Annotated in this window: 10 protein-coding genes; 3 read left to right on the top strand and 7 right to left on the bottom strand. The window is 72.3% G+C overall.

Features of this window, described 5'->3' with window-relative positions; all coding sequences use genetic code 11:
* Nucleotides 1–48 precede the first annotated feature (48 nt).
* Both ACFVS6_RS07320 and ACFVS6_RS07315 read left to right on the top strand, forming a co-directional pair.
* Nucleotides 49–714 carry an excalibur calcium-binding domain-containing protein gene (locus tag ACFVS6_RS07320; protein ID WP_389701469.1) on the top strand — a complete coding sequence of 222 codons (666 nt, stop codon included), beginning with the start codon at nt 49–51 and terminating at the stop codon, nt 712–714.
* A gap of 137 nt (nt 715–851) precedes the next feature.
* Nucleotides 852–2,228, top strand: coding sequence for a cytochrome P450 (locus tag ACFVS6_RS07315; protein ID WP_389701467.1), 1,377 nt, complete (start codon nt 852–854; stop codon nt 2,226–2,228).
* Between the two features lie 58 nt (nt 2,229–2,286).
* On the opposite strand, the gene ACFVS6_RS07310 is transcribed toward ACFVS6_RS07315, so the two are convergent.
* Nucleotides 2,287–2,826: a hypothetical protein gene (locus ACFVS6_RS07310; protein ID WP_389701466.1), complete on the bottom strand. Its 540-nt coding sequence runs from the start codon at nt 2,824–2,826 to the stop codon at nt 2,287–2,289.
* 74 nt (nt 2,827–2,900) lie between these two features.
* Nucleotides 2,901–4,466, bottom strand: coding sequence for an MFS transporter (locus tag ACFVS6_RS07305; protein ID WP_389701464.1), 1,566 nt, complete (start codon nt 4,464–4,466; stop codon nt 2,901–2,903).
* Between the two features lie 98 nt (nt 4,467–4,564).
* Here ACFVS6_RS07305 and ACFVS6_RS07300 point away from each other — a divergent pair, with 98 nt between their 5' ends.
* Nucleotides 4,565–6,613 (top strand): prolyl oligopeptidase family serine peptidase, encoded by a 2,049-nt coding sequence (locus ACFVS6_RS07300; protein WP_389701463.1) that lies wholly within the window; start codon nt 4,565–4,567, stop codon nt 6,611–6,613.
* Nucleotides 6,614–6,721: 108 nt separating this feature from the next.
* Here the strand turns inward: ACFVS6_RS07300 and ACFVS6_RS07295 are convergent, their stop codons facing one another.
* Genes ACFVS6_RS07295 through ACFVS6_RS07275 form a run of 5 tightly spaced genes read right to left on the bottom strand, consistent with a single transcriptional unit; the run spans nt 6,722 to nt 12,578 of the window.
* Entirely contained in the window at nt 6,722–7,747 is a 1,026-nt protein-coding gene (locus ACFVS6_RS07295; RefSeq protein ID WP_389701461.1) for an ABC transporter ATP-binding protein, read from the bottom strand.
* Entirely contained in the window at nt 7,744–8,772 is a 1,029-nt protein-coding gene (locus tag ACFVS6_RS07290) for an ABC transporter ATP-binding protein (RefSeq protein ID WP_389701460.1), read from the bottom strand. Before ACFVS6_RS07290 ends, ACFVS6_RS07295 begins: the two co-directional genes overlap by 4 nt.
* Complete coding sequence (locus ACFVS6_RS07285) at nt 8,772–9,758, bottom strand: ABC transporter permease (RefSeq protein ID WP_389701459.1); 987 nt, start codon at nt 9,756–9,758, stop codon at nt 8,772–8,774. The genes ACFVS6_RS07290 and ACFVS6_RS07285 overlap by 1 nt, the downstream gene beginning before the upstream one ends.
* Nucleotides 9,755–10,810 (bottom strand): ABC transporter permease, encoded by a 1,056-nt coding sequence (locus ACFVS6_RS07280; RefSeq protein WP_389701457.1) that lies wholly within the window; start codon nt 10,808–10,810, stop codon nt 9,755–9,757. The genes ACFVS6_RS07285 and ACFVS6_RS07280 overlap by 4 nt, the downstream gene beginning before the upstream one ends.
* A 22-nt stretch (nt 10,811–10,832) precedes the next feature.
* Entirely contained in the window at nt 10,833–12,578 is a 1,746-nt protein-coding gene (locus tag ACFVS6_RS07275) for an ABC transporter substrate-binding protein (RefSeq protein WP_389701455.1), read from the bottom strand.
* Between the last annotated feature and the right edge of the window lie 104 nt (nt 12,579–12,682).

Below are 12,682 nucleotides of genomic sequence, written 5' to 3'. Positions count from 1 at the left end.
ATCGTTGACCTGGGGGGTCCAACCATGTTCCACCGTCGTAGCGTTGCCATGTTCGGCGCCGTGGGGGCCGTCGCCCTGTTGCTCACCGGGTGCGAGGACACCGCGCCGAAGAAGGGCACGGACGCGAAGGCGTCCTCCGTACCGTCCGCCAGTGCCCCGGCCTCCGCATCAGCGTCCGCGCAGCCGGTCATGCCGGCCGTCGTCGGGCTCAAGTTCGCCGCGGCCGAGGCGGAGGTGAAGAAGGTCGTGACCGGCAAGGTCGAGACCCGGGCGGCATACGCCAACGTCACCCTGACCGCCGACCGCTCGCAGTGGGACGTCTGCTTCCAGACCCCGGCCGCCGGCAGTGCGGTGACGGCCACGAGTACCGCCGAGTTGTCGATCGTCGCGGCGGGCACCCCGTGTCCGGACAAGGCAGGGGCCACCCTGCGGCCCTCCAAGGCCCCGACGACCGCAGCCAAGACCCCCGCGCCGACGCCGACGCCGACCAAGCCCAAGACCGGCAGCACGGGCACCGGCGGCACCACCGGTGGTACGGGTGGCACAGGTGGTACGGGTGGTACCACCAGTACGACCGGTGGTGGTGGCGGCAGTGCCTACTACAAGAACTGCGACGCCGCGAAGGCCGCCGGAGCGGCGCCCATCCGGCGCGGCCAGCCCGGGTACCGCGACGCCCTCGACCGGGACAAGGACGGCATCGCCTGCGACAAGTAGGCGAGCGCGGATGCCGGGGGCGGCCACCGACCGCGACGCACGACGTCGGTATTCGGCCGGCCGCCCCTCCTCCCCTCGCCCGGCCCGGCGAGGGGGCGGCAGAATCGGCCCTTCGGTACGGCGTCGAGGGGGCGGCCATGGCAGTGGAGACGAGTGCGGGCAGCGTGGTTCCGGGGTTGGAGGGGGTCCCGTTGCTCGGGTCGCTCCTCGACCTGACCTCGGACTCGCTCGGTACCTACCAGCGGGCCCGCGAGCGGCACGGTGACGTCGTACGGATCACCGCCGGCCCGCCCGGGCTGCGCGCCGAGCTGTACTGCGTGTTCTCCGCGGAGGGCGCGCAGCAGGTGCTGGCCACCGAATCGGCCAACTTCCGCAAGGACAACGTCTTCTACCAGGAGATCCGGGACTCCTTCGGCAACGGCCTGCTGACCAGCCAGGACGCGGACTACCTGCGCCAGCGTCGGCTGGTGCAACCCCTGTTCACCCGCAGGCGGGTGGACGGGTACGCCGGGGCCGTCGCGGCGGAGACCGAGGCGGCGGTGGCCGCCTGGGCCGGGGCTCCGGACGGGATCGTCGACGTCCACGACGAGATGACGCACCTGGCCCTGCGGGCGGTGACACGGATCCTGTTCGGCACCGACGCGGACGCCACCGTCGATGTCGTCGACCGGTGTTTTCCGGTCATCACGCAGTACGTCCTGCGCCGCGGTTACTCCCCCGTGAAGGCGCCCCGGTCCTGGCCCACCCCGGGCAACCGGCGGGCGGCGGCCGCCCTGGAGGAGTTGTACGCGGTCTGCGACCGGATCGTCTCCGAGCGGCGCGGGGTTGCGCCGGGCGGCGGGGGCGAGGACCTGCTGACCCTGCTGGCCGAGGCGCGCAGTGCGGACGACGGCGCCTTCGACGCCGCCGAGCTGCGCGACCAGGTACTGATCTTCCTGCTGGCCGGGCACGAGACGACCGCCACCTCGCTGGCGTTCGCCCTGCACCTGCTCGGCAGGCACCCGGAGGAACAGGCGCGGGCCCGCGAGGAGGTCGTCCGCGTCCTGGGCGACCGGACCCCGGAGGCCGCCGACCTCGATCGGCTCCCGTACCTCACCCAGGTGCTGAAGGAGGCGATGCGGCTGTACCCGGCGGCGCCGGCGATCGGCCGCAAGTCGGTCGCGGCCACGGAGATCGCCGGGTACGCCGTCCCCGCGGGCGCCGACGTGATCCTCGCTCCGTGGGTGACGCACCGCCACCCGCGCTACTGGCCCGATCCGGAGCGCTTCGACCCCGGCCGGTTCACCCCGGAGGCGGAGGCCGGACGGCCGCGCTACGCCTGGTTCCCCTTCGGCGGCGGGCCGCGCGCCTGCATCGGGCAGCACTTCTCGATGCTGGAGTCAGTGATCGCGCTGGCGATGATGCTGCGCGCCTACGAGTTCGAGGCCGTGGACGCGGAAGTGCCGGTGAGTGCCGGGATCACCTTGGAGACGCGGGGCCCCGCGCGCTGCCGGATCCGCCGGGTGACCGGTTGATCCCGCGGCGGCGGGCCCCGTCCCGGCACCCATGGGCACCCGTAGGAGCCCGTCGGCGTCAGCGGTAGTCGTCCGGGTGGCCCTGCATCCACGTGTTGATCTTGTCGCGGGTGGCGATCAGGGTCGTCTGGTTCTTCTTCAGGTTCTCGAAGCTCCGGTCGCCGCCGAGCTGCTTGTCGAGCTTCGCGATCAGGCTGATCGGCTCGGGGAAGTGGCCCGGGCCCTTGGGGTCGGCCTTCATGGCGCGGTCCATGCGGTGCAGCTCGTCGTACACCCGGCCGAGGAAGTAGGCGCAGTTGCCGGGCGTGCAGGAGTCGTTCAGCGTGGCCTGGAGGCCGGCGAAGGCGTCGCGCACGAGGGAGACGGGCTCCTCGCCGGGGGTGCCGGAGGCGGCGGGCGCGGCGACCGACGCGGCGGCCGTCGGGGACCCGGCGGCGGAGGCGGGCGCGGAGGCCGACGCGGGCACGGACGCGGACGGGGATGCGGCGGTGGACGGTGCGACGGAGGCCGGGGCGGATGCCGATGTCGACGGCGAGGCCTTCGGGTCGTCGCCCCCGCCGCCGCAGGCGACGGTGAACGTCGCCAGGGTCAAGGTCATGAGTGTGGCCGCGGCACCCCGCGCAGTCGAACCGAACATGGTTCCCCCCGTGTCTGTGGTCAGCAGACGGGACCTTACCCACCGGGCTCCTCCCGGACGGCGGCCGGGGTGTGGTTGCCCTGGAGTCGGGCCAGGTCGGAGGGTCGGACCTGGATCACGAACAGCGCGATGAGCGCGCCGACGAGGGTGAACAGCGCCGCCACGACGAAGGCGGCGCTGACACCGGAGGTGAGGACCTGGTCGCCCCACGGACCCGGGAGCCGGCCCGTGCGCAGGAACGCGGCCTTCTGCCCGGGGTCGGCGGTGCTCAGGAAGGCCGGGACCTGGCTGCGGGCCTCGTTGCGGCTGGCGGTGCCGAAGACGGTGACCAGGATCGACAGGCCGAGCGAGCCGCCCACCTGCTGCATCGCGTTGAGCAGTCCGGAGGCGGCGCCCGACTCCCGGTCCTTGACGTTGGACAGGGCCATCAGGGTCAGGGAGACGAACTGCAGGCCCATGCCGGTGGCGAAGATCAGCATCGGGCCGAGGACGCTGCCCAGGTACGTGGAGTGGACGTCGGTCTGCGTGAGCCAGGCCAGTCCGACCGCGCAGCACAGGGCGCCGGTGACCATGAAGGGTTTGGGCCCGAACTTGGGCAGCAGTTGCGAGGCCGTACCGGCCGCCAGCGCGATCATGACGCTGACGGGCAGGAACGCGAGGCCGGCGCGCAGGGGGCTGAAGCCGAGGACGTTCTGCACGAACAGGGTCAGGAAGAAGAACATGCCGAAGATCGCGCAGGCGAGGAAGAGCATGATCCCGTAGGTGCCCGCCCGGTTGCGGTCGGCGAACATGTGCAGCGGTGTGATGGGTTGGGGCGAGCGGCTCTCGTTGAGGACGAACAGGAGCAGCAGGACCACGGCCGCGCCGAAGGACCCGAGGGTGATCGGGTCGCGCCAGCCGTCCTGGGAGGCGCGGATGAACCCGTAGACGAGGGCGACCATGCCGAGGGTGGACAGCAGCGCGCCGGCGATGTCGAAGTGTCCGGGATGGCGGGCCGATTCGCGGATGACCTTCGGGGTGACGATGGCGATCAGCAGGGCGATCGGGACGTTGACGAAGAGGACCCAGCGCCAGTCGAGCCATTCGACGAGGACGCCGCCGGCGAGCAGGCCGATGGCCCCGCCACCGGCCGATACGGCGGCGAACACGCCGAAGGCGCGGTTGCGTTCGGGGCCCTCGCGGAAGGTGGTGGTGATCAGCGCGAGGGCGGTGGGCGAGGCGATGGCGCCGCCGACGCCCTGGAGGGCCCGGGCCGCCATCAACTGGCCTGCGTTCTGGGCGAATCCGCCGAGCAGTGAGGCGAGGCCGAAGAGGACCACGCCGAAGATGAAGACGCGCCGGCGGCCGAGGATGTCGCCGACCCGGCCGCCGAGCAGGAGCAGCCCGCCGAAGGTGAGGGTGTAGGCGTTGACGACCCACGAGAGGCTCTCGGTGGAGAAGTCGAGGGCCGTCTGGATGTGCGGCAGCGCGATGTTCACGATGGTGATGTCGAGAACGACCATGAGCTGGCAGGAGGCGATGACGAGCAGCGCCGGCCCGTGTCGGCTCCCCCGGACCGTGCCGTCGGTCCCGTTGCTGGTCGGCAGTGCGTTCGGGTCCACCTAGTCGACGCTATGCCCGGTGCGCAAGCGTCACCACTCGAATGGGCTAGGCTACGTCACCTATCCCATGTGATATTTCACATGACACACTGCCTCGCATGGACGATTTCCTCCGGCTCTCCGCCGCCACGGCCCGCTTCACCCACGGCGCCCCGCACGGCTTCTCGTTCGGCGACGACGGCCGCCTCCTCTGGTTCCTCCGCTCGGACGGCCCCACCGACCCCCTCGCCGGCCTGTGGGTCCTCGACACCACCACCGGCTCCGAGACCCTCCTGGCCCACCCCCGCACCCTCTCCCCCGAGCCGGGCGAACTCCCCGTCGCCGAGCGCCGGTTGCGCGAGCGGACCCGGCTGGTGGCCACCGGGATCGGCTCGTACGCCCTGTCCGGCGACGGCCGCCGCGCCGTGTTCCCGCTGTACGGGCGGCTGTACGCGGTCACGGGCGACGGAGCCGGCGGCCCCGAGGAGCTCCCGGTCGCCGGGCCCGCCCTGGACCCCCGCCCCAACGCCGACGGCTCGCGCACCGCGTACGTCGCCGACGACGCGCTCCACGTCGTCCCGGGCGGCCGGGTCAGCCCGGACGACGGCGCCCGCTGGGGCCTCGCCGAGTTCGCCGCCGCCGAGGAACTCGGGCGCGCCCGCGGACACTGGTGGGCCCCCGACGGGCAGCGCCTGCTCGCCGCCCGCGTCGACGAGGACGCCCTCCAACGCCGCTGGTTCACCGACCCGGCCCGGCCCCACCTGCCCGCCGAGGACTTCGCCTACCCCGAGGCGGGCGGACCCAACGCCGAGGTCGAGTGGGTCCTCGGGCCGGGACGCCCCGTACGCCTCGACCGGGACGCGGAGGCCTTCCCCTACCTGTCCGACGCCTCCTGGGAATCCGACGGCGAGATCCTGCTGACCGTCCAGGACCGGCTCCAGCGGAACGTGCTGCTGCTCGGCGCCGACCCGGCCACCGGCCGGACCCGGGAGCTGTCCCGCACCACGCACCCGCAGTGGGTGGACGCCCTGCCCGGTACCCCCGCCCGGCTCCCCGACGGGCGGATGCTGACCGCCGCCGACACCCCTGGCGGGGTCGCGCGCGCCCTGGCCGTCGACGGGAAGCCCCTGACGGACGACGGGATCCAGATCCGCCGCGTGGCCGGGATCCACCAGGGCCGGCTACTGGTGGAGACCGGGCGACGCGATCCCTCCGAGCAGCAGGTGCTGCTCGTGGACCCCGACACCGGGGAGGTGACCCCGCTCGCCGACGGACCCGGCGTGCACGGCGCGCTCGCCGGCGCCGGCGCCCTGCTGCTGACCTCCGCCGACGCCGACGGGATCCGCCGCACCCTGCACACCGCCGACGGACGCCGCCTCACCCCGGCCGACCGGTCCGCGCCGCTGCCGTACCGGGTGGCGCCCGTCCTGGAACGGGTCACCGAGCACGGGATCCCCACCGCGCTGGTCCTGCCCCGCGACCACGTACCGGGCCGCAGGCTGCCCGTCCTGGTCGACGCCTACGGGGGCCCCGGCTACCAGGACATCAGCGCCGAGCCGGTCCGCTGGCAGGCCAAGCAGTGGTGGGCCGACCAGGGCTTCGCCGTCGTCACCGTCGACAACCGGGGCACCCCGTACGTCTCGCCCGCCTTCACGCACGCCGTGTACCGGGGCTTCTCCGACGTCACCCTGGAGGACCAGGCCGCGGCGCTGCTCGCCCTGGGCGAACGGCACCCGGACCTGGATCTGGGCCGGGTCGGCGTCCGCGGCTGGTCCTACGGCGGCTACCTGGCCGCCCTCGCGGTGCTGCGCCGCCCGGACCTCTACCGCGCGGCCGCCGCCGGGGCCGCCCCGACGGACTTCCGGCACTACGACACCGCCTACACCGAGCGCTACCTGGGCCTGCCCGCGGAGCATCCCGAGGTGTACGAGCGGGACTCGCTGATCCCGGACGCCCCGGGACTGGGCCGGCCGCTCCACCTGACCACGGGCCTGGCCGACGACAACGTGCACCCCTCGCACACCCTGCGGCTGTCCCGCGCCCTCACCGATGCGGGCCGCCCGCACCAGCTCCTCGCGCTGCCGGGCGTCACCCACATGACCCCGGGCGGCACCCGGGAGAAGGTGATGGCGCTCCAGCTGGAGTTCTTCCGGCGCGAACTGGCCTGAGGCGCGTTCTGAGAGTCCCGCCCGACCCGCGTCGTCCGCTTCACCGGTAACGCCGGAGCCCCGGGGACGTCCTCGTCCCCGGGGCTCCGCGCCTTCCCGTGATCCCCGTCAGTCACCCGGGAAGTGACAGGCCACCTCGCGCGAGGCGGCGGGCCGCAGCAGGGGCCGCTCGGTGCGGCACAGTTCCTGCGCCTTGGGGCAGCGCGGGTGGAAGGTGCAGCCCGGGGGCGGCGCGGCCGGGCTCGGCGGGTCGCCGAGCAGCACGATCCGCTCGCGCCGACGCTCCGCCGCCGGGTCGGGCAGCGGCACTGCGGACAACAGGGCCCTGGTATAGGGGTGTTGGGGGACCTCGTACAGGGACTTCTTGTCGCCGATCTCGACGATCCGGCCGAGGTACATGACGGCGACCCGGTCGCTGACCCGTTTGACCACGGACAGGTCGTGCGCGATGAACACGTAGGCCAGGCCCAGTTCGGCGCGCAGCCGCTCCATCAGGTTGACGATCTGGGCCTGCACGGAGACATCGAGGGCGGAGACCGGCTCGTCGGCGATGAGCAGCCGGGGGCTGGTGGCCAGCGAGCGGGCGATGCCGATGCGTTGGGCCTGGCCACCGGAGAACTCGTGCGGGTAGCGGTCGATGTGCTCGGGGATGAGCCCGACGAGTTCCATCAGTTCGGCCGCCCGGCGGCGGGCGTCCGCCGCGCCGCGACCCTGCACCAGCAGCGGGTCGGAGATGATCCGGGCCACGGTCTGGCGGGGGTTGAGGGAGGAGTGCGGGTCCTGGAACACCATCTGGATGTTCCTGCGGATCGGGCGCAGGGCGCCCTGGGAGAGCCGGCTGATGTCCCGGCCGTCGAAGGTGACGGTGCCCGAGGTCGGTTCGAGCAGTCGTACCAGCATCCGGCCGGTGGTGGACTTCCCGCAGCCCGATTCCCCGACGAGGCCCAGTGTGCGGCCGGCCTCCAGGTCGAAGGAGACGCCGTCGACGGCCCGGACGGGTGCGCCCCGTCGGCCGGTCACCGACCGTTTCCCGGGGAAGGTCATCGTCAGGTCCCGTACGGACAGCAGTGGCCCCTGCGACCCGTCGGGGCGGGCGGTGGGCGGCCCGGCGGAACGCGTGGCTTCGGGGCTCATCGGGAAACCTCCGGGACGGCCGCGGGGCCGCTGTGGTGGCAGGCGCTCGTGCGTGCCGGGCCGGCGTACGGACCCGCGTACGGGCCGAGTTCGGGGCGGCGCGTCGCGCAGAGGGCCCGTTCGGTGTCGGTGCCGACGGCGGCGCGTCGGCAGCGCGGGGCGAACGCGCAGCCCGGGGCCCGGACCAGCAGGGAGGGCGGGGAGCCGGGGATGGCGCGCAGGGGGGCGTCGTCGGTGTCGTCGAGGCGGGGCAGCGAGTCGAGGAGCCCGCGGGTGTAGGGGTGGGCGGGGTCGGCGAACAGGTCGTCGACCGGGGCCTGTTCGACGGCTCGGCCGCCGTACATGACCAGCACCTCGTGGGCCACGCGGGCGACGACGCCCAGGTCGTGGGTGATCATCACGACACCGAGGCCGTGTTCCTGTTGCAGGCGGGCGATCAGCTCCAGGATCTGGGCCTGCACGGTGACGTCGAGGGCGGTGGTCGGCTCGTCCGCGATCAGCAGCTCCGGCTCGCACGCCAGGGCCATGGCGATCATCGCGCGCTGGCGCATGCCGCCGGAGAACTGGTGCGGGTACTCCCCCGCCCGACGGGCCGGTTCGGGTATGCCGACCTCGCCGAGCATGTCGACGGCCCGTTTGCGCGCGGCGGCCCGACCGGCCCGGAAGTGCACCCGGAAGTGCTCGGCGATCTGCTCGCCGACCGTGTAGTACGGGTGCAGGCTGGAGAGCGGATCCTGGAAGATCATGGCCATCCGGCGGCCCCGCAGCTTCGACAGCCGCTTCTCCGGCAGGCCCGTCAGCTCCTGTCCGGCCAGGGCGATGGAACCGGCGACCTCGGCGCCGCGGTGCAGGCCCATGACCGCGAGGGAAGTGACGGACTTGCCGGACCCGGACTCGCCGACGATGCCGAGGGTGCGTCCGGCCTCGACGGTGAAGTCGAGCGAGTCGACGGCGCGCACCGTGCCGCGCGGGGTGGTGAACGTGACGCTGAGGTCGCGCACTTCGAGGAGCGGAGCGTCGCTCATCAGTACCTCACCCTCGGATCGATGACGGCGTACAGGAGGTCGACGGCGAGGTTGGCGACGACGATGAAGAAGGCGGCCAGCAGGGTGACGCCGAGCACGACCGGTTGGTCGGAGCTGACCAGCGCCCCGTAGAACAGCCGCCCGATGCCGGGCAGTCCGAAGATGGACTCGGTGATCACGGCTCCGGCGAGGAGTCCGCCGAGGTCCATGCCGAAGATGGTCAGGATCGGGGTCATGCCGGAGCGCAGCCCGTGTTTGACGACGACGGTCCGCTCGGGCATGCCCTTGGCGCGGGCCGTGCGGATGTACGGCTCGGCCATCGCCTCGATCATCGAACCGCGGCTCTGGCGGGCGTACATGGCGGCGTAGAGGAGGGCGAGGGCCGTCCACGGCAGCAGCAGGTTGGCGGCCCAGCCCAGCGGGTCGTCGGTGAGTGCCTGGTAGGTGGGGTAGGGCAGGAGTCCGGCGATGCGGATGACTCCGTAGATGAGCAGGACGGACGTGAAGTAGACGGGCAGGGACGCGGCGGCGACGGCGCCGACCATCAGGGCCTTGTCCGTCGCGGTGTCCTTGCGCAGGGCGGCGGTGACGCCGGCGCCGAGGCCGAGGACCAGCCACAGGACGGCCGCGCCGAGGGCGAGGGAGGCGGAGACGGGCAGCCGGTCCATCAGCAGGTCCCACACGGGCAGCGAGCTCTCGTACGAGTAGCCCAGGCAGGGGAAGTCACAGGCGACGGCGTACTGGCCGGTGCCGAGGGTGCGCCCGGTGAAGATCCCGATGAGAAAGTCGGCGAACTGTTTCCACACGGGCTGGTCGAGGCCCAGGTGGATCCGTACGTCGGCCAGTCGCTCGGCGCTGCAGGTCTTGCCGCAGGCCGCGGCGGCCGGGTCGGAGGGCAGCACGTAGAAGATGAGGAAGGTGACCGCGGCGATGGCGAGCAGGACACCGGTCAGGGCGATCAGCCGGCGGGCGAGGTAGAGGATCACGTGCGGCCGCCCCTCGGGTCGAGGATGTCGCGCAGGGCGTCACCGAGCAGGGTGAAGGCGAGCACCGCGAGGAAGAGGAAGACGCTGGGGATGACGAAGTACATGGGGTCGGTCTCGTAGAAGGCGACAGACTCGGCGATCATCTGGCCCCAGGAGGGGGTCGGCGGGCGCACGCCCACGCCGAGGTAGCTCAGCGCCGCCTCGGTGCTGATCATGCCGGGGATGAGGAGGGTGGTGTAGGCGATGACCGGGCCGGCGACGCCTGGGAGGATGTCGCGGGTCAGGATCCGCCAGGAACTCGCACCGCCGACGCGGGCGGCGTCGACGTACTCGCGGTGTTTGAGGGAGAGCGTCTGGCCGCGGACGACGCGGGCGATGCCGGGCCAGCCGAAGACGCCGATGACGGCGGTCATGAGGACGATCCGGTTGACGTCCTTCGCCACGGACAGCATCGCGATCATGAAGATGAGGGACGGGAAGGACATCGTCAGGTCCATGAGGCGGGACAGGACCGCGTCGGTGCGGCCGCCGAAGTAGCCGGCGGCGATGCCCGCGGCGGTGCCGGTGACCACGACGATCGCGGTGGCGGCGAAGGCGATGAGGAGGGAGACCTGGGCGCCGTGGACGACGCGGGCGAACAGGTCGCGGCCGGTGACGGGTTCGACGCCGAGCCAGTGCTCGGGGCTGATCCCGCCGAAGGAGCCCAGGGGCAGTCCGCCGAGGTAGGGGTCGACGGCGCTCTTGTCGAACTCCTCGGGGGACCAGCCGCCGAGAGCTCCCAACCAGGGCGCGGTGACGGCCATCAGGACGAAGAGCAGGACGACGCAGAGGCTGATGCGGACGGCGGGTCGGCGGCGCAGTTCCCGCCGGGCGAGCTGCCAGGGGCTGCTGCCCGGGGGGACGTCCCCGGTGCGGGTACGGGCGGCGCCCTCGGGCGGTGCGCCGTCCGGGGCGGGTGTGCCGTCCGGGGCGGCCGGGGGGCCGTCGCCCGGGTCGGCGGGTCCCCGTCCGGCGGGTCCCTGTTCGGCGGCGCCCGGTGCGGTGGTGGTCATGGTGTCGAAGGCCTCCGGATCCTCAGCCCTGGCTCTTCGACGGGTCCTTGAGGCCGACGGTCGCGTAGTCGATGGTGCCGGTCCACACGGGGTGGCCGTAGGCTCCCGCGACGTTCGGGCCGACGAGGAGCGGCTTGCGCTCCAGCAGGACCGGGACGGACGGGGACTTCTTCATGATCTCGGCGTCGAGGTCGATCCAGGCCTGGTTGGCCTGCTTGGCGTCGGCCATGGCGTTGATCTCGTCGATCCGCTTGATGGTGGCCTCGTCGCGGAACTGGCTGTTGTTGCCCTGGTTGCCCTTGTCCTTGATGGTGCGGCCGTCGAAGACGAAGGGGATCCAGGTGGAGCCGGAGGGGTAGTCGGGGCACCAGCCGCTGAGGGACATGTCGGGGGTGGTGGAGAGGTCGCCGATGACGTCGTAGTAGGCGCCCGGGTCGATGGTGTCGATGACGACCTCGATGCCGGCGCGGGACAGGCCCTGCTGGATGGCCTCCGCCTTGCCCTTGTCCCCGGTGGAGACGGCGAGGGAGACCTTCAAGGTCTCCTTGCCCGCAGCCTTGAGGAGTTCCTTCGCCCTGGCGGGGTCGCCCGCGGCGGGGATCTTCAGGGTGTCGGCCTGCTTGCCGCCGGACAGGGCCGGGGGCAGGTAGGCGGTGGCGACCTCGTTGAGGGCCGGACCGCCGCCCGCGGTGACCACGGCCTCCTTGTCGACGGCGTACTGCATGGCCTCGCGGACCTTCGGGTCGTCGAACGGCGCACGGGAGTTGTTCAGGTGGAGCATCTCGGTACAGCCCTGGGACTCGGCGAGCAGCCGCGCCTTGACGTCGGGCTTGGGCAGCACCTTGGGGGCGCTCTCGGGTCGCATGTCGGAGTACTGGACGGCGGAGGCGTCGGCTCCGTCACCGGCGATGATGCGGTCGTCGATCTGGCCGCCCTTGAGGCCCATGACCACGACGAACCTGTCGGGGTAGGCCTTGCGGACGGTGTCGGTCCGCGGGTCCCAGTGCTCGTTGCGGACGAGCACGAGCTTCTTGTCCCGGTCGTACGAGTCGATCTTGTACGGGCCGGAGGAGAACGGGCGGGCGTCGTACTGCGTGCCCTTCTCCTGGGACTGCGGGACCGGGGCGAAGGTGGGCAGGGTGGCGGTCGCGGAGAACTCCGCGACGGGGCGCTTGAGTTCGAAGACGATCGTGCGGTCGTCCGGGGTCTTCACCGAGTCGAGGTGCTTGCCCTGGAGGGGGCCCTTGTACCCCTCGGTGCCGGCCAGGTACTGGGCGGCGTAGTCGGGGCCGCCGGTGAGGTCGGGGGCGAAGGAACGCTCGACGTTGTACTTGATGTCCTGGGCCTTGATCGGCGAGCCGTCCTCGTACTTGACGCCCTCCTTGAGGGTGAAGGTCCAGGTGCGGCCGCCGTTGGAGGAGGTGCCGAGGTCGGTGGCGAGGTCGGGGACCAACTCGCTGCCCGCCTTGCCCGGTTCGGCCTTGAAGGTGACGAGCGTGCGGTAGAGGAGGCGGGTGCCGAAGTCCATGGTCGGCATGACCCAGTTGCGGGCGGGGTCGAGGTGGGCGAAGTCCTGGTTGGACAGGACGGTGAGGGTGCCGCCCTTGACGGGGGTGCCTCCGAGGGTCTTGCCGTCGTTGGCTGCGGCCGGGTTCGCGGCGGAGGGTGCGGCGCCGGAGCCCTTCTTCGGGTCGGAGCAGCCCGAGGCACCGAGTGCGAGTGCGGCCACGACGGCTGTGGCGAGGGCGAGTTGGGTGCGCTTGGTCATGGGTCACTCCAGTGAAGGGCCGCGCTTTAGGATGTGACCGGTAACATAGTAATGTGAAATTGCACTGACAAGGGTTCTACGGCCCCGTTATCCAGCCGTGTCCA

It is taken from the genome of Streptomyces sp. NPDC057939 (genome assembly GCF_042887545.1).
Taxonomy (GTDB): domain Bacteria; phylum Actinomycetota; class Actinomycetes; order Streptomycetales; family Streptomycetaceae; genus Streptomyces.
This window is presented reverse-complemented; position numbering and strand designations above follow the sequence as displayed.

Bases quoted from the DNA above. Each gene is read 5' to 3' on its own strand.
- ACFVS6_RS07295 (WP_389701461.1), bottom strand. From the start codon at position 7,747: ATGAGCCCCGAAGCCACGCGTTCCGCCGGGCCGCCCACCGCCCGCCCC.
- ACFVS6_RS07280 (WP_389701457.1), bottom strand. From the start codon at position 10,810: ATGACCACCACCGCACCGGGCGCCGCCGAACAGGGACCCGCCGGACGG.
- ACFVS6_RS07320 (WP_389701469.1), top strand. From the start codon at position 49: ATGTTCGGCGCCGTGGGGGCCGTCGCCCTGTTGCTCACCGGGTGCGAG.
- ACFVS6_RS07275 (WP_389701455.1), bottom strand. From the start codon at position 12,578: ATGACCAAGCGCACCCAACTCGCCCTCGCCACAGCCGTCGTGGCCGCA.
- ACFVS6_RS07315 (WP_389701467.1), top strand. From the start codon at position 852: ATGGCAGTGGAGACGAGTGCGGGCAGCGTGGTTCCGGGGTTGGAGGGG.
- ACFVS6_RS07310 (WP_389701466.1), bottom strand. From the start codon at position 2,826: ATGACCTTGACCCTGGCGACGTTCACCGTCGCCTGCGGCGGCGGGGGC.
- ACFVS6_RS07290 (WP_389701460.1), bottom strand. From the start codon at position 8,772: ATGAGCGACGCTCCGCTCCTCGAAGTGCGCGACCTCAGCGTCACGTTC.
- ACFVS6_RS07300 (WP_389701463.1), top strand. From the start codon at position 4,565: ATGGACGATTTCCTCCGGCTCTCCGCCGCCACGGCCCGCTTCACCCAC.